The sequence below is a fragment of the Cellulomonas avistercoris genome (assembly GCF_014836445.1).
In the GTDB taxonomy this organism is placed as follows: domain Bacteria; phylum Actinomycetota; class Actinomycetes; order Actinomycetales; family Cellulomonadaceae; genus Cellulomonas; species Cellulomonas avistercoris.
The window spans coordinates 151,387-167,627 of the sequence record NZ_JACSQV010000005.1; the positions used below are offsets into that span (position 1 = coordinate 151,387).

Annotated in this window: 14 protein-coding genes; 10 read left to right on the top strand and 4 right to left on the bottom strand. The window is 74.6% G+C overall.

Annotated elements, in window-relative coordinates; genetic code table 11:
- Window positions 1–7: 7 nt before the first annotated feature.
- From H9657_RS07640 to H9657_RS07680, 9 genes are all read left to right on the top strand, one after another.
- A complete protein-coding gene (locus H9657_RS07640; RefSeq protein ID WP_191782026.1) occupies window positions 8–964 on the top strand; it encodes an AAA family ATPase in 957 nt (318 codons plus the stop codon).
- 3 nt (window positions 965–967) lie between these two features.
- The gene (locus tag H9657_RS07645) at window positions 968–2,116 is read left to right on the top strand and encodes a DUF58 domain-containing protein (protein WP_191782028.1); all 1,149 of its coding nucleotides are present in this window, start codon (window positions 968–970) and stop codon (window positions 2,114–2,116) included.
- Window positions 2,117–2,135: 19 nt separating this feature from the next.
- On the top strand, window positions 2,136–4,526 hold the full coding sequence (locus tag H9657_RS07650) for a DUF3488 and transglutaminase-like domain-containing protein (RefSeq protein WP_191782030.1): 2,391 nt from the start codon (window positions 2,136–2,138) through the stop codon (window positions 4,524–4,526).
- Window positions 4,523–5,743 (top strand): RDD family protein, encoded by a 1,221-nt coding sequence (locus tag H9657_RS07655; RefSeq protein ID WP_191782032.1) that lies wholly within the window; start codon window positions 4,523–4,525, stop codon window positions 5,741–5,743. Before H9657_RS07650 ends, H9657_RS07655 begins: the two co-directional genes overlap by 4 nt.
- Before the next feature lie 142 nt (window positions 5,744–5,885).
- On the top strand, window positions 5,886–7,352 hold the full coding sequence (locus H9657_RS07660; RefSeq protein ID WP_191782034.1) for an outer membrane protein assembly factor BamB family protein: 1,467 nt from the start codon (window positions 5,886–5,888) through the stop codon (window positions 7,350–7,352).
- A gap of 169 nt (window positions 7,353–7,521) precedes the next feature.
- The gene (gene leuA / locus H9657_RS07665; RefSeq protein ID WP_191782036.1) at window positions 7,522–9,309 is read left to right on the top strand and encodes a 2-isopropylmalate synthase; all 1,788 of its coding nucleotides are present in this window, start codon (window positions 7,522–7,524) and stop codon (window positions 9,307–9,309) included.
- Between the two features lie 85 nt (window positions 9,310–9,394).
- Window positions 9,395–10,126, top strand: coding sequence for a DNA repair protein RecO (gene recO, locus H9657_RS07670; protein ID WP_191782038.1), 732 nt, complete (start codon window positions 9,395–9,397; stop codon window positions 10,124–10,126).
- 33 nt (window positions 10,127–10,159) lie between these two features.
- Entirely contained in the window at window positions 10,160–10,954 is a 795-nt protein-coding gene (locus H9657_RS07675) for an isoprenyl transferase (RefSeq protein ID WP_191782187.1), read from the top strand.
- Window positions 10,955–10,989: 35 nt separating this feature from the next.
- Complete coding sequence (locus tag H9657_RS07680) at window positions 10,990–11,349, top strand: VOC family protein (protein ID WP_191782040.1); 360 nt, start codon at window positions 10,990–10,992, stop codon at window positions 11,347–11,349.
- A gap of 19 nt (window positions 11,350–11,368) precedes the next feature.
- Here the strand turns inward: H9657_RS07680 and H9657_RS07685 are convergent, their stop codons facing one another.
- From H9657_RS07685 to H9657_RS07700, 4 genes are read right to left on the bottom strand one after another with little or no spacing between them, the layout of a single operon-like run.
- On the bottom strand, window positions 11,369–11,971 hold the full coding sequence (locus H9657_RS07685; protein WP_191782042.1) for a DedA family protein: 603 nt from the start codon (window positions 11,969–11,971) through the stop codon (window positions 11,369–11,371).
- Between the two features lie 30 nt (window positions 11,972–12,001).
- Window positions 12,002–12,922 carry a metal ABC transporter permease gene (locus H9657_RS07690; protein WP_191782189.1) on the bottom strand — a complete coding sequence of 307 codons (921 nt, stop codon included), beginning with the start codon at window positions 12,920–12,922 and terminating at the stop codon, window positions 12,002–12,004.
- Window positions 12,923–12,963: 41 nt separating this feature from the next.
- Window positions 12,964–13,734: a metal ABC transporter ATP-binding protein gene (locus H9657_RS07695; RefSeq protein ID WP_191782044.1), complete on the bottom strand. Its 771-nt coding sequence runs from the start codon at window positions 13,732–13,734 to the stop codon at window positions 12,964–12,966.
- Window positions 13,731–14,666: a metal ABC transporter substrate-binding protein gene (locus H9657_RS07700; protein ID WP_191782046.1), complete on the bottom strand. Its 936-nt coding sequence runs from the start codon at window positions 14,664–14,666 to the stop codon at window positions 13,731–13,733. The genes H9657_RS07695 and H9657_RS07700 overlap by 4 nt, the downstream gene beginning before the upstream one ends.
- Before the next feature lie 149 nt (window positions 14,667–14,815).
- On the opposite strand from H9657_RS07700, the gene H9657_RS07705 reads away from it, so the two are divergent.
- Complete coding sequence (locus tag H9657_RS07705; protein ID WP_191782048.1) at window positions 14,816–16,204, top strand: glycine--tRNA ligase; 1,389 nt, start codon at window positions 14,816–14,818, stop codon at window positions 16,202–16,204.
- Window positions 16,205–16,241 lie beyond the last annotated feature (37 nt).

The following is a 16,241-nucleotide window of genomic DNA, read 5'->3' on the forward strand; positions in this document are numbered from 1 at the left end:
CTCGCACATGACCCCGGAGCAGACCACCTGGTTCGCCGAGACGTTCGACGCCCTGGTGGCCAACGTCGGGCAGGCGCTCCTCGGCAAGGAGGAGACCGTCCGGCTCGTGCTGATCGCGATGCTCGCCGACGGGCACGTGCTCCTCGAGGACGCCCCCGGCACCGGCAAGACGTCGCTCGCCAAGGCGATCTCGGCGACCGTGCAGGGCTCCCACCACCGCATCCAGTTCACGCCCGACCTGCTGCCGTCGGACGTGACGGGCGTGACGATCTACGACCAGTCGTCGCAGCGGTTCGAGTTCCACCCCGGCCCGATCTTCGCGTCCGTGGTCCTGGCCGACGAGATCAACCGTGCCTCGCCCAAGACGCAGGCGGCGCTGCTCGAGGTCATGGAGGAGGCGAACGTCACGGTCGACGGCGTCACGCACCCCGTCGGGCGGCCGTTCATGGTCATCGCGACGCAGAACCCGATCGAGCAGGCCGGCACCTACCGGCTGCCCGAGGCGCAGCTGGACCGGTTCCTGCTCAAGACGTCGCTCGGGTACCCGGACCGCGCGTCGTCCGTCGAGATCCTCGCGGGCCTCAAGGACCGCACGGCCGCCCTGCGCCCGCGCATCACGACGCAGGCCGTGGGCACCATGGCCGACCTCGCGCTCACGGTGCACGTCGACGAGGCCGTGCTCGACTACGTCGCCCGGCTGCTCGAGGCCACGCGCGACGACGCCCAGACGTCCCTCGGGGCCAGCATCCGTGGCGGTCTGGCGCTCGTGCGCTGCGCCAAGGTGGCCGCCGCGGCCGACGGGCGCGACTACGTCCTGCCCGACGACATCAAGGTCCTCGGACAGGCCGTCCTCGCGCACCGGCTGGTGCTCGACTCGGAGGCCGAGTTCGCCGGCGTCACGGCGACCGAGGTCGTCGCCCGCGTCCTGGACCAGGTCGCGCCGCCGGCCCTGCGGCAGGGCTGAGGCATGGGTCTGCGCGTCGCGCCCCTCGGGTGGGGGGTCGCCGTCGTGGCGCTCCTGGCCCTCGGGGCGGGACGCCTGCTCGGGTGGGGCGAGCTCGCCGCGCTCGGCGTGGCGCTGCTCGGCGTGCTCGTCGCCTCCCTGGCGATGACCGCGGGCCGCACCCGCTACCGCGTCGTCCTCGACCTCGCGGACCACCGCGTGCGCATCGGCCAGCGTGCCGTGGGCCGCGTCGACGTCCGCAACGCCGCGTCACGGCGCTCGCTGCCGTCGCAGGTCGACCTGCCGGTGGGGGACCGCGTCGTCGAGCTGTCCGTGCCGAGCCTCGCGCCGGGTGCGACGCACGACGACCTGTTCGCCGTGCCGACGGAGCGGCGCGCGGTCATCGTCGTGGGTCCCGTGGTGTCCCGCCGCGGCGACCCGCTGGGACTCCTGCAGCGCCGGCTGCGCTGGACGGAGCCGGCCGAGCTCTTCGTCCACCCCGAGGTCGTCGCGCTCGGCGGCGCGAACGCCGGGCTGCTGCGCGACCTCGAGGGCCAGGCGACGCGCGACCTGTCCGACTCGGACCTCAACTTCCACGCGCTGCGCGACTACGTCGCCGGCGACGACCGGCGCTACATCCACTGGCGGACGACCGCGCGCCGGGGCAAGCTCATGGTCAAGCAGTTCGAGGACACGCGGCGCACGCTCACGTCGATCGCGCTCGCGACGTCCGTCGGCGACTACACGCACCCCGACGAGCTCGAGCTGGCGGTCTCGGTGGCCGCGTCGATCGCGGTCCAGGCGATCCGCGACGAGCGCGACGTCGAGCTGCTGGCCGGCGCCGGTCGGCTGCGCACCGCGACGCCCCCGCTGCTGCTCGACGACTGCTCGCGGCTGTCGTGGTCGCCCGCGGGTGCCGGCGTCGTGCTGCTCGGCCGCCGCGTCGTGCGCGAGACGCCCGACGCGTCCGTCGCCTTCCTCGTCACCGGTGGAGCGCCGTCGGACGCCGACCTGCGGCTCGGCGCGCGCGCGCTGCCCGCGGGCACGCGCGCGGTGGTCCTGCGCTGCGCGCTGGGTCAGGACGTCGCCGTCCGGACGCAGGGGTCGCTGACGCTCGGGACCGTGGGGCGCCTCGAGGACCTGCCGCGTGCGCTGCGACGGGTCGTCGGATGAGCGCGTCAGGAGCGGTCTCGTGAGGCCGGGGCAGCGGATCGGGGTGCGCGAGCCCGCGGACGCCGTGCGCGACGTGCTCGTGCTCGTGGTCACCGTGGCGCTGGCGCTGACGCCCCTGCTGCCGGTGTACGGCACGTCGGCCGTGCTGCCGGCGCTGCTCGGCGGTGTGCTGCTCGCGGCGACGGTCACGGTCGTCGGCGCGCTGCGGCGCTGGTCCGCGCTCGTCGTCGTCGCCGTGCTCGTCGCGGTGTACGCGGTCGCCGGCGGCGCGCTCGCGGCGCCCACGACGACGGTCGCGGGGGTCGTACCGACGCCCGCGACGTTCGCCGCGCTCGCGCGCGGTGCAGCATCCACGTGGAAGCAGGTCCTCACGCTGCAGCCCCCCGTCGGGACGGGCGGCACGCTGCTCGTGGCCGCCTTCCTGCTCGGGCTCGTCGGCACCGCGACCGCGCTCACCCTCACGCTGCGGGTGCGACGGCCGTCGGTCGCGGCGCTCGCGGCGCTCGTGCCCGTCCTGGTCCTCGGCGGCGCGGTCGTGCTGGGCACGCGTCAGCCGCCCGTGCCGCCCGTGGTCGCGGGGACGGTGCTCGCGGCCGTCGGCCTCGCGTGGGCCGCGTGGCGCACCGGCTCGTGGCGCCCGCGCCGCGTGGTCGCGACGGGCGTGCTCGCGGCGGTCGCCGTGACGGGCGGGCTCGTGGGCGGTCCGCTGGTGCTCGCCGACCAGCCGCGCGTCGTCGTGCGCGACGAGATCGTGCCGCCGTTCGACCCCCGGGACTACCCGAGCCCGCTCGCGTCCTTCCGACGACTGGTCAAGCTCGACGACACCGTGCTGCTCACGGTCGACGGTCTGCCGCAGGGCGCCCGCGTGCGGCTCGCGACGTTCGACCGCTACGACGGTGTCGTGTTCAACGTGGCCGGTGACGGCACGGCGCAGGCGTCGGGGGAGTTCCGGCGCGTGGGCGACGTCATCGACGTGCCGGTGCGCGGCGACGCGGCACGCGTGGACGTCACGATCGGTGCCCTGCAGGGCGTCTGGCTGCCGACCGTCGGGTACGCCCGGTCGGTGGACCTCGGCCGCGCGGACGCGGACCTGCGCTTCAACGACGCGACCGGTGCCGCGGTCGTCACGTCGGGTGTCCGGGAGGGCATGACGTACTCGCTCGACGTCGTCGTCCCGCCCGTGCCCGACGACGACGCCATCGGTCGCGCCGGTGCCGCCTCGGTCGCGCAGCCGGAGCGCGGCGGCGTGCCGCAGGCCGTCACGGTCGCCGCGGCCGACGTCGCGCGCGACGCGGGCACACCCGTGCAGGTCGCGCGCACCATCGCGACGCAGCTGGCCGAGCAGGGGTACTTCTCGCACGGTCTGACCGACGCCGGGGACTACCCGTCCCTGTCGGGCCACGGCGCGGCGCGGCTCGCGGACCTGCTGGCCGGTGAGGTCATGGTCGGCGACGGCGAGCAGTACGCGGCCGCGGCCGCCCTGATGATCCGCGAGATGGGGCTGCCGGCCCGCGTCGTGCTCGGCTTCGTGCCCGGCTCGGGCGACGACGCCGAGGGTGACGGTGAGACGGCGGTCCCGACCGACGCGGACGGTGCCGTGGAGATCCGGGGCCGCGACGTGCAGGCGTGGGTCGAGGTCGCGTTCGCGGGCCACGGCTGGGTGCCGTTCGACGTGACGCCGCCGCGCTCGCGCACGCCCGAGCAGGAGCAGGAGGAGACCGACACCGACCCGCAGCCGCAGGTCGTGCAGCCGCCCGCGCTCCCGCCGGACCGTGTCACGCCGCCGGACGACGACACCGAGCAGCCGCAGACGGAGGACCCGCCCGCGGACGACTCGGGGCTCGCGCTGTGGCTGCGCATCGCGGCCTGGACGGGCATCGGCCTCGGCGGGGTGCTGGTGCTGCTGTCGCCGATCCTCGTGGTGGTCGCGCTCAAGGCGCGTCGTCGCAAGCGTCGCCGCCGCGCGGACGACCCCGTGCGGCGCGTCGCCGGCGGCTGGGACGAGCTCGTCGACACCGCGCGCGACATGGGCGGCGTCCCGCCGGCCACGGCGACGCGGCGCGAGACGGCCCGGCTGTGGGGCACCACCATCGCCGGGGGGCACCCGACCGTGGCGGCGCGCGTCGAGGCGCTCGCACGCCGCGCCGACCGCGCGGTCTTCGCGGCCGGCTCGCCCGACCGCGCCGAGGTCGAGGCGTACTGGGCCGACGTGGACGCGACCGTCGGGGCGCTGCGCCGGACCCTGCCGTGGCGACGGCGCGTCCGTGCCCACGCGTCGCCGGCCTCGCTGCGGCGGGCGTCCGCCGCGGCGCGCACCCCCCGGCAGCAGGTGGCGCCACCGTCGACGGCGTCCGCCGCCACCACCCGACGAACCCGTCGGACCCGCCGAGCCCGCCGAGGTGAACGATGACCGCCCGAACCCCGACCTCGCCGGACGACCGGCTGGACGACCGGCCGGCGAGCCTGGGCCGGCGGTTCCTCGCGGTCCTCGTCGACCAGGTCGTCCTGCTGGTGCTGGGCGGTGGGGTCGTGGTGGTGGCGGCCCTGCGGGTCAGCACCGCGCTGCGTGACGGCGCCGCGCCGGCCGCACCCGTCGTCCCCGTGCCGCTGCTGGTCGCCGCAGCCGTGCTGGCGACGGTCGTCACGGTCGTGCAGTGGCTCGCGCACGGGCGCCTCGGCTGGACGCTCGGGCGGCGGCTGCTCGGCGTGCGGACGGTCGACGTGCACAGCCGCCGTCCCGTCGGCGCGGGCCGCGTGCTCGTGCGGGGGCTCGTCGTGGCGGCGGGCGCACTGGTCTGCGCCGTGGGCCAGTACGTCGTGCTGCTGTCACCGCTGCTCGACCGGACCGGGCGCCGGCGCGGCTGGCACGACCGCGCGGTCGACGCCGAGGTGCTGCGGGCGGCCACGTCGCGGCGCGGCGGGGACGTGGTGCGCCGGCACGTGGCCGGTGCGGGCGCGGCTCCGGGGCCGGCCGCAGCCGCACCGCGGCCGCCCGTGCCCCTGCCGGCGGCCGGGCCGGCCGCCGCGGCCGGCGGCCCGCAGGTCACGGAGTCACCGGCCCCCGTCGGGACGCCCCCTGCGACGCCGGCGGCCGGTCTGGTCCTGGCACCGCTGCACCCGCAGCGCTCGGCCCCCGACCTCGACACGCGCGCCATCCCGGCGGTGCGCTCCTCGCCGACGCTCGCGTTCGGGCTCGCGCCGGAGCTCGAGACGACCCGGCCCGCCGCGCCGCGCACGGACGTGGTCCCCGAGCCGCGGACCGGGTCGACGCCCGGGCTGCGCGTCGCGTTCGACGACGGTCGCGTGCTCACCGTGGAGCGGCTGGCGCTCGTGGGCCGCAACCCGTCACCCGGACCCGGCCTGCAGGTCGTGCGGGTCGTCGACCCGACGCGCTCGGTCTCCAAGACCCACCTGCAGCTCGCGGTCGACTCCGCCGGCGGTGCGTGGGTCGTGGACCGCGGCTCGACCAACGGCACCCTGGTGACGCTGCCCGACGGCGGGCAGGTCGTGTGCCCGGTGGACCATCCCGTACGGCTGCGCGAGGGTGCGGTCGTCGTGTTCGGCGACCGGTCCCTGCGGGTCGTCGCGATGCCCGTCGTCGCGCAGGGACGCAGCCCCGTCGCCTGAGCCTGCCGGGCTCCGAGCCCGAGCGGATCGTCGGGCCGGCCGGGCAGGTCTGCTGCCCCGTGCGTGGGATCGTCCGGCAGCTCGTCCAGCGGGTCTGACCGCACGCCCGCCCCGCGGGGCGGGTGTGGCCTAGTCTCAGCCCATGGGTGGCCTACGCCCGGCCCCGCAGATGCGGCCGGTCGAGCTTGTCGACGACGACGACCTCTCGGGGACCGGCGGCGACCTGGCGCGCGACGACGCGGACAACCTGCCCGGTGCCGGTGCGGCCGACGGCGCCGGCGCCCGCGGTGGCGGGTGGCGACGCCGGCGCTGGGTCGTGATCTCCGTCGTCGTGGTGGTCGGGGCCGCGGCCGTCGCCACCGGTGTCACGGAGCGGGCGGCGCGCGAGCAGGCCGACGCCTTCGCCGCGCTGCCCGGGGTCGTGCGTCCGCTGGAGCAGGTGCCCGTCGAGCGCTGGCGGGCGGACGCGGACGGACCGACGCCGGTGCTGGGCGCGGGCGGCGGGATCGTGACGGTCGCCGGCGCGCAGGGGAGCTGGACCGTGCGCTCGTGGGACCCGGCGACCGGCGCGCTGCGCTGGGAGGTGCCGGTCGTCGACGAGCCCGGGTCCGGCTTCGAGTCGGTGGCCGTGGCGTGCTCGGCGACGGTGGACCCGTCGGCGCTGCTGCTGTGCTCCTGGACCGAGCCGGGGGTCGTCTACGGGGGATCAGGGGAGTCCACGCCCTACGTGCCCCCGACGCAGTTCCTCGCGCTGGACCCGGACGGCGGTGAGCAGCGGGGTGCGTGGGAGCTCGAGGGGAACCTGCTCGGCCTCGTGCGTGCCGAGGGCGACGTCGTCGTCGCGACAGGGCTGCGCGACCGGCACGTCCTGGTCGAGCGCCGGGACGGCACGGACGGGACCGTGCGCTGGTCGTGGACCTCGCCGATCCCGCTGGTCGACAGCGGCGGTGTGCGCGCCGCTCCGCAGCTCGTCGGGGACGACCGCGTCGTGGGCCTCGTGGCCATGACGACCACGCTGCTCGACGCGGGCACGGGCGCGGTCCTCGAGGCCGGCCCGCCCGGGCGGCAGATCCTGGTCACGGGCCTGCCCGACGGCGGTTTCGCGACGTGGGAGTCGGGGTACGGCGGGACGCTGCGCGACGCGGACGGCGAGATGCGCGCGCGCGTCCCGGGGCTGCCCCTCGCCGTCGTGGGCGACGCGTCGGTCGACGACCTCCTGATGGACGTCGGCAACCGTGTGGTCGCCGTGCGGCCGCAGGACGGCGTCGTGACGTGGCGGCTGCCGTCGTCGATGTCGCCGGTCGCCATGGCGTACGGCGTCGTGGTGATGGCGGGCGAGGGCTCGGTCGGGGCCGTGGACGGCGCGGACGGGCGGTTGCTCTGGGAGGAGGAGCTGGTCGCCGAGCAGCGCATCCCGCCGGCGACCGACGGGCTGCACGTGCTCACCGCGGAGCCCGACGGTGAGGGCCGCAGGCACCTGGTCGCGCGGGGGCTGCGCGACGGGGTGGAGGCGTGGCGGCTCGGCGTGCCGTCGGACGTGCTGCTGCTCACGGGCATCGGCGGCCGTCTCGTCGTGGTCACGGACGACGTGGTCATCGTCCTCGCGTGATCCCGCCGCGGGTTGCCGCGGCAGGTGCCCGCGGGGGTAAGGTCGTCCCGTGCGCGCACGCTCGCTGCTTCTTCGTCGCCGCGACGAGGCCCTCTAGGCCGGCTCCTCGTCGCGGTGTGTGTCGTGCCCGGCTGAATGCCCGCCGAGACCCGCGATGAAGGACCACCCGATGAGCAGCCAGAGCCCCGCCACCCCCGCGCCGATCACCCAGGCGCCGGCCGCCGAGCGCAACCCGCAGCAGCCCTCGGGCATGCCCGCGCACCGGTACCGCCCGTTCCACGAGCAGATCCGCGTCGACCTGCCCGACCGCACGTGGCCCGACCAGCGCATCACCCGGGCGCCCCGGTGGTGCGCGGTCGACCTGCGCGACGGCAACCAGGCGCTGATCGAGCCCATGAACCCCGCCCGCAAGCTCGAGATGTTCGAGCTGCTGGTCGAGATGGGCTACAAGGAGATCGAGGTCGGGTTCCCCTCGGCCTCGCAGACGGACTACGACTTCGTCCGGATGCTCATCGAGGAGCGTCGCATCCCCGACGACGTCGTGATCCAGGTGCTGACGCAGGCCCGCGAGCACCTCATCGAGCGCACCTACGACGCGATCGCCGGGGCGAAGCAGGCCATCGTGCACCTGTACAACTCCACCTCGGTGCTGCAGCGCGAGGTCGTCTTCCGGTCCGACGAGGACGGCATCGCCGACATCGCCGTGTCGGGAGCACGCTTCTGCAAGAAGTACGAGGAGCTGGTCCCGGACACCGAGGTGTTCTACGAGTACAGCCCCGAGTCGTACACCGGCACCGAGCTGGAGTACGCCGTGCGGGTCTGCAACGCGGTGCTGGACGTGCTGGAGCCGACGCCCGAGCGCCCCGTCATCATCAACCTGCCGGCCACCGTCGAGATGGCGACGCCGAACGTCTACGCCGACTCGATCGAGTGGATGAGCCGCCACCTGCATCACCGCGAGTCGGTCGTGCTGTCCCTGCACCCGCACAACGACCGCGGCACCGCGGTGGCGGCCGCCGAGCTGGGCTACCTGGCCGGTGCGGACCGCATCGAGGGCTGCCTGTTCGGCAACGGCGAGCGGACCGGCAACGTCGACCTGGTCACGCTGGGCCTCAACCTGTTCAGCCAGGGCGTGGACCCGCAGATCGACTTCTCCGACATCGACCGCATCCGCCGCACCGTCGAGCGCTGCAACCAGATGCCCGTGCACGAGCGCCACCCGTACGGCGGGGACCTGGTGTTCACGGCGTTCTCCGGCTCGCACCAGGACGCGATCAAGAAGGGCCTGGACGCCCTGGAGGTCCGCGCCGCGGCCGCCGGCAAGGAGGTCGGCGACGTCGAGTGGGCGGTGCCGTACCTGCCGATCGACCCCAAGGACGTGGGCCGCTCCTACGAGGCGATCATCCGGGTGAACTCGCAGTCCGGGAAGGGCGGGATCTCCTACCTGCTCAAGTCCGAGAAGGACCTGGACCTGCCGCGGCGCCTGCAGATCGAGTTCTCGCAGGTCGTGCAGCAGCACACCGACCAGCACGGCACCGAGGTCACCGCCGACGAGCTCTGGTCGATCTTCAGCGACGAGTACCTGCCCGCGCTGCCCGAGGGTCCCCTGGAGCCCTGGGGCCGGTTCGCGCTGCGCGGCACACGGGCCACGAGCACCGAGGGCGGTCAGGACACCCTCGAGGTCGACGTGGTCGACCGCGGGGTCGAGAAGACCCTGAGCGGCACCGGCAACGGTCCCGTCGCCGCCTTCGTGGCAGCCCTGCGCAGCACGGGGGTGGACGTCGCGGTGCTCGACTACGCCGAGCACGCGCTGTCCGCCGGCGGTGACGCGACGGCCGCCGCCTACGTCGAGTGCGCCATCGGCGACGACATCCTGTGGGGCGTCGGCATCGACCCGTCGATCACGACGGCGTCGCTCAAGGCGATCGTCTCGGCGGTCAACCGGCACGAGCGCTGAGGGACGGCCGCGGCGCGCCCCCGGCGCGCCCCGGCCCCCCCCCCCCCGGGCCCCACCTGTCGGTGCCGCGGGGGACAATGGCACGGTGAGCCTCTACCGCGACGAGGCGATCGTCCTGCGCACCCACAAGCTGGGGGAGGCCGACCGCATCGTCACCCTCCTGACGCGTGAGCACGGCAAGGTGCGCGCCGTCGGCAAGGGCGTGCGCCGCACGACGTCCCGCTTCGGCTCCCGGCTCGAGCCGTTCATGCACATCGACGTGCAGCTGAGCACGGGACGCAACCTCGACGTCGTCACGCAGGTCGAGGCGCTCGGGTCGTACGGTCGCCAGATCTGCGAGGACTACGGGCTGTACACCGTCGGCACGGTGATGCTCGAGACGGCCGAACGGCTCGTCGAGGCGGAGCGCGAGCCGTCGGTCCAGCAGTACCGGCTGCTGGTCGGCGCGGTGCGCGCGCTCGCCACGCGCGCCCACGCGCCGGGTCTCGTCCTGGACTCCTACCTGCTGCGCGCGCTCGCGGTCGCCGGGTGGGCGCCGAGCTTCACCGACTGCGCGCGGTGCGGGGCCCCGGGCCCGCACCACGCGTTCGCGCCCGCCGTCGGCGGCGCGGTGTGCGGGGCGTGCCGGCCACCGGGTGCTGCCGCCCCGGCCCCGGAGACGTTCACGCTGCTCGCCGCGCTGCTGTCGGGCGACTGGGGCGTCGCCGACGCGAGCGCCGAGCGGCACCGGGCCGAGGGCAACGGACTCGTCGCGGTGTTCTGCCAGTTCCACCTCGAGCGGCGCCTGCGCTCGCTGCCGATGGTCGAACGCGTCTGACGGACGGCGCCGGTGCGCGCGCCGGGTGGCACGATGTGCTGCGTGCCACGCGAGACCGTCCCGCCCTACCCGCACCCGTCCGGCGCCCGGCCGCCCCAGATCCCTCGGGCGCTCGTGCCGCGCCACGTGGCGGTCGTCATGGACGGCAACGGCCGCTGGGCCAACGCGCGGGGGCTGCCCCGCGTCGAGGGCCACCGCGCGGGCGAGGCGTCGCTCCTGGACGTGGTCGCGGGCGCGATCGAGATCGGCGTCCAGCACGTGTCGGCGTACGCGTTCTCGACCGAGAACTGGTCACGCTCGCCCGAGGAGGTCCGGTTCCTCATGGGCTTCAACCGCGATGTGCTGCGCAGGCGGCGCGACCTGATGGACTCGTGGGGCGTGCGCGTGCGCTGGGCGGGCCGGCGTCCCCGGCTGTGGCGCTCGGTGATCAACGAGCTCGAGACCGCGGAGCGCCAGACCGTCGAGAACACGACGTGCACCCTGACGATGTGCGTGAACTACGGCGGCCGCGCCGAGATCGCCGACGCCGCGCAGGCCATCGCGCGCGAGGTCGCCGCGGGCCGGCTCAAGCCCGAGCGGGTCAACGAGAAGACCGTGCAGAAGTACCTCGACGAGCCCGACCTGCCGGACGTCGATCTCTTCCTGCGGTCCTCGGGCGAGCAGCGGATCTCGAACTTCATGCTGTGGCAGTCGGCGTACGCCGAGATGGTCTTCCTCGACGAGCCGTGGCCGGACGTCGACCGGCGGCACCTGTGGCGCGCGGTCGAGACGTACGCGCGGCGTGACCGGCGCTACGGCGGTGCGGTCGACGTCCCCGCCGCGACCTGACGCCGGATGTCCGAGGCGCGCGCTAGGTTCGCGCCATGGGACTGACCGTGAGCATGGTGACCTTCGACACGCACGACGCGCCCACGCTGGCGGCCTGGTGGGCAGGTCACCTCGGCGGCGAGGTCCAGGGCCACGAGGAGGAGTTCGTCATGGTTCTGCCCGCCGGGCCGGGGCTGCCCGCGTTCGGCTTCCAGCGCGTCGACGACCCCACGCCGGGCAAGAACCGGGTCCACGTGGACCTGGGCGCGGACGACCCGGCGCGAGCCGTCGAGGCGTTCGTGGCGTCCGGGGCGACGAGGGTGGCCGACCACACGCTCCCGGACGGGTTCGCGTGGACGGTGCTGGCGGACCCGCACGGCAACCAGTTCTGCGTGTCGGCGACCCACACGGCCTGAGGGCGGGGTCCGGTCCGTCTCAGCCGCGCTCGCGGGCCGCCGTCCGGCCGGTGCGTGCGTCGCCCGCGGGGGCTGCGAGGTGCGGCTCGGCGGTGCGGCGACGTCGCAGCCCGGCGACCGTGACGGCGACGAGGAGCACGGCGGCGAGCCCGATCGCGGCGAGCGCCCAGCCGGAGCCTGCGGCGAGCATGACCGCGCCCCACACCGCGCCCGCGCCGACGGTGCCCCAGATGACGGACCACAGGGCGGCGCCGGGGATCGAGGCGACCGTGAAGCGCAGGTACGGCATGCGCACCAGGCCGGCACCGGCGAAGACGGCGGTCTGGATGCCGACGGTCGCGTAGGCCAGCGTCACCGCGAGTGGCCCCCAGCGGTGCACGAGCGCGACGCCGCGGCGTGCCGACGGCGTGGACGCCAGGCGCGCGGTGCGCTCGACCGTGCGCTGCCACCAGCGCGGTCCGCGCCGGCGCCCACCCTCGAGCTGTGCGCCGCGCTGGACGCCCCGGCCGGCCCAGTAGGTCAGGTGGGAGCGCGCCATGACGATCGTGAAGAGGCAGGCCAGCGCGACCGCGACGGGCAGACCGTCGAGGCCGTACACGGCCAGCACCTCGCCCGACGACACTGCCTGATCGTACGCCGGGGGCGGGGCGCCCTACCGGTGGTCGCCCGACGGTCGCACGGCCGGCGGGGCGTCCTCGCAGGCCGCGTCGGTGGCGGGGACCAGCACGTCGTCGGACAGGTCGGGATGGGGGTCGTGGGCGGCCCGTCGCCGTGCGAGCACCGGGTGCACGACCGCTGCCGCCGCGTAGAGCGCGATCGCGAGGACGACGATCGTCGCGCCGGGCGGCACGTCGTTCCAGTACGTGATGACCAGCCCGACGACGCTGACCGTGACGCCCAGCGCGCTGGCGACCACCATGGTGCGTCCGAACGAGCGGGCGAAGATCTGCGCGACGGCGACCGGCACGATCATGAGCGCGCTGACCAGCAGCAGGCCCACGACACGCATCGAGATGGTGACCGTGAGGGCCGCGAGGCACGCGACGACCATCGACATCGCGCGGACGGGGACGCCGCTGGCGCGCGCGAACTCCTCGTCGTGGCTCACGGCGAACAGCGCCCATCGCAGGCCGACACCGACGGTGAGGACGAGGACGGCCAGGGCCGCCGTCCACCACAGGTCGGTGGTCGACACGGTCGAGATCGAGCCGAAGAGGTAGCTCATGAGGTTCGCGTTGGTGCCCCCCGCGACCTTGATGAGCAGGACACCGCCGGCGATGCCGCCGTAGAACATGATCGCCAGCGCGAGGTCCCCGCTGGTCCGCCCGCGCTCGCGGACGAGCTCGATGACGACCGAGCCGACGACGGCGGCGACCACGGCGCCGGGCACGGCGAGCGCGTCGGCGGGCGCGACCGCGGCCCAGCTGCCCACGAGCCACCCCAGGGCGACACCCGTGAGCGCGACGTGGCCGATGCCGTCACCCATGAGGGCCATGCGGCGCTGCACGAGGAAGGTGCCGACGACGGGAGCCGCGGCACCCACCAGGACGGCCGCGACGAGTGCGCGCTGCATGAGCGGCGACGTCAGCAGCTCCACGACCTGCTCCCACCCGCTCACCGGGTCACCTCCAGCGTGAGGTCCGGTCCCTCGGACGGCGGTTCGGGGTCGGCGTGCGGGTGCGTGTGGTCGTGCCCGGCGTCGCCGTGCTCGCCGCGTGCGGGCGGCGGGGCGCCGTCGTGCACCACGCGCCCGTGGCGCAGGACGACGGCACGGTCGATCAGCGGGGCGAACGGACCGATCTCGTGCAGGATCACCACGACGGTGGTCCCGGCGTCACGCAGGGACGACAGCGCGGTGACGAACGTGTCCTGCGTGGGCAGGTCGATCCCGGACGTGGGCTCGTCGAGGACGAGGAGGGACGGCTCGCGCACCAGCGCCCGTGCGATCAGGACCCGCTGCTGCTGGCCGCCGGACAGGTCCTGCACGCGACGCTCGTGCAGGTCGGCGACGCCGAGCGCGTCGAGCGCGGCGCGTGCGCGGGCCCGTGCGTCGCGCGGGGGCCGCAGGCGGTGGCCGTCCAGCAGGCCGGACACGACGACCTCGAGCGCGGTCGTGGGGACGCCGCCGCCGGCGGCCATGCGCTGCGGCACGTAGCCGACGCGTCGCCACGGCACGTCGCGCCCCAGGGGGCGGCCCAGCAGGCGCACGCTGCCCGACACGTGCGGCACGACGCCGAGCAGCGCGCGCACGAGCGTCGACTTGCCCGACCCGTTGGCGCCCAGCAGCGCGAGCACCTGACCCGGGGGGACCGTCAGGTCCACGCCCCGCACGATGGGCTGGCCGCCGAGCGTCACGTGCACGTCGGTGGCTTCGATCGCGTTCACGAGCAGGACAATGCCACGCGCAGGGCCTCGAGGTTGGCCTCGGCGATCGAGAAGTAGTCCTGGGTGTCGTCGCCGAGCCCCTCGATCGGGTCGAGGACCGCCGCCTCGACCCCGAGGTCCGCGGCCAGCGTCCGGGCGACCTTGGGCGAGACGAGCGTCTCGAAGAAGATCGTCGTGACGCCCTCGTCCCGCACGACCTCACCGACCTCCCGCAGTCGTGCGGGCGACGGCTCGGTCTCGGGGTCGACGCCCGAGATGCCGACCTGCTCGAGGTCGTAGCGGTCCGCGAGGTAGCCGAACGCCTCGTGCGACGTGACCACGACCCGACGCTCGCACGTCGCGAGCCCGGCCGTGTACGCCTCGTCGAGCGCGGTCAGGCGCGCGGTGAGCGCGTCGGCGTTGGCCCGGTAGACGTCGGCCCCGTCGGGGTCGATCTCGGAGAGCGCGGCGGCGACGTCGTCGGCGACCGCGGCCAGGCGCGTGGGGTCCAGCCAGAAGTGGGGGTCGGCGCCGTGGTCGTCCCCGTCCTCGGCGTCGTGGTCGTCGGCTTCGTGCCCGTGCGACGACGCGTCGCCCGCGAGGTCGGCGTGGACGGCGGCGTCGACGACGTGCTCGGGTGCCGCCTGGGCCACGGCGTCGTCGACGGCCGGCTGGAAGCCGGACTGGTGGACGACGAGCTGCGCGGCGCCGACGGACGCGACCTGGGCGGGGGAGAGCTCGACGTCGTGCGGCTCGGCGCCGGGAGGCGTCAGCGAGCTGACGGTGACGCGGTCGCCGCCGACCTCCTCGGTCACCATCTGCAGCGGGTAGAACGAGGCGAGCGCCCGGACCGTGCCGTCCTCACCCGGGCCCGCCGAGCACGCCGCGGTGACCAGCACCGGCAGCACCAGGACGGCAGCGAGCAGGCGGGAGCGGCGGGGTGACCTGGACATGAGATCAATTCTCAATGACGACGAGAACCGTTGTCAACACGGGCGCGCCCGGTGCACACCCGCGTCCGCGGTCCGCCGCCGACCGATAGCCTGGGCCGTTGTGTCCCGCGGCACCCAGCCGCGGACTTCCTCGACCCAGGAGATCCACCGTGGCTGCCACACCTTCCCGTCTCGACGCCGTCGTCTCCCTCGCCAAGCGCCGGGGGTTCGTCTTCCCGAGCGGCGAGATCTACGGGGGCACCCGCTCCGCGTGGGACTACGGACCGTTGGGCGTCGAGCTCAAGGAGAACATCAAGCGCCAGTGGTGGCGTGCGATGGTGACGAGCCGCGACGACGTCGTCGGCCTCGACTCGTCCGTCATCCTGCCCCGGCAGGTCTGGGTCGCCTCCGGTCACGTCGGTGTCTTCACCGACCCGCTGACCGAGTGCCTGTCCTGCCACAAGCGGTTCCGTGAGGACCACCTGCTCGAGGACTTCGAGGCCAAGAAGGGCCGGGCGCCCGAGACAGGCCTCGCCGAGATCGCCTGCCCCAACTGCGGCACCCGCGGGCAGTGGACCGAGCCGCGCGACTTCAACATGATGCTCAAGACGTACCTCGGCCCCGTCGAGGACGAGTCCGGGCTGCACTACCTGCGTCCCGAGACCGCGCAGGGCATCTTCGTGAACTTCAAGAACGTCTACACCGCCGCGCGCATGAAGCCCCCGTTCGGCATCGGCCAGATCGGCAAGTCGTTCCGCAACGAGATCACGCCGGGCAACTTCATCTTCCGCACGCGTGAGTTCGAGCAGATGGAGATGGAGTTCTTCGTCGAGCCGGGCACCGACGAGACGTGGCACCAGTACTGGATCGACCGTCGCACCGACTGGTACGTCGACCTGGGGATCCAGCGCGACAACCTGCGCCTCTACGAGCACCCGGCCGAGAAGCTGTCGCACTACTCCAAGCGCACGGTCGACATCGAGTACAAGTTCGGCTTCAGCGGCAGCGAGTGGGGCGAGCTCGAGGGCATCGCCAACCGCACCGACTTCGACCTCGGGACGCACTCCGAGCACTCCGGCCAGGACCTGTCGTTCTTCGACCAGGCCAAGAACGAGCGCTACGTGCCCTACGTCATCGAGCCGGCCGCGGGCCTGACGCGCTCCCTCATGGCCTTCCTCGTCGAGTCCTACACCGAGGACGAGGCGCCCAACACCAAGGGCGGCGTCGACACCCGCACGGTGCTGAAGCTCGACCCGCGGCTCGCGCCGGTCAAGGCCGCCGTCCTTCCGCTGTCGCGCAACGAGCAGCTCAGCCCCAAGGCCCGTGACCTGGCCGCGGAGCTGCGCAGCAGCTGGAACGTCGAGTTCGACGACGCGGGTGCCATCGGCCGTCGCTACCGCCGCCAGGACGAGATCGGCACGCCGTTCTGCATCACGGTCGACTTCGACACGCTCGACGACCAGGCCGTGACGATCCGCCACCGCGACGACATGTCGCAGCAGCGCGTCGCGCTCGACCAGGTCACCGGGTACCTCGCGCAGCGCCTCGTCGGCGCCTGAGGCACGCACGACCGCGGGCCCGGGTGCTTCGGCACCC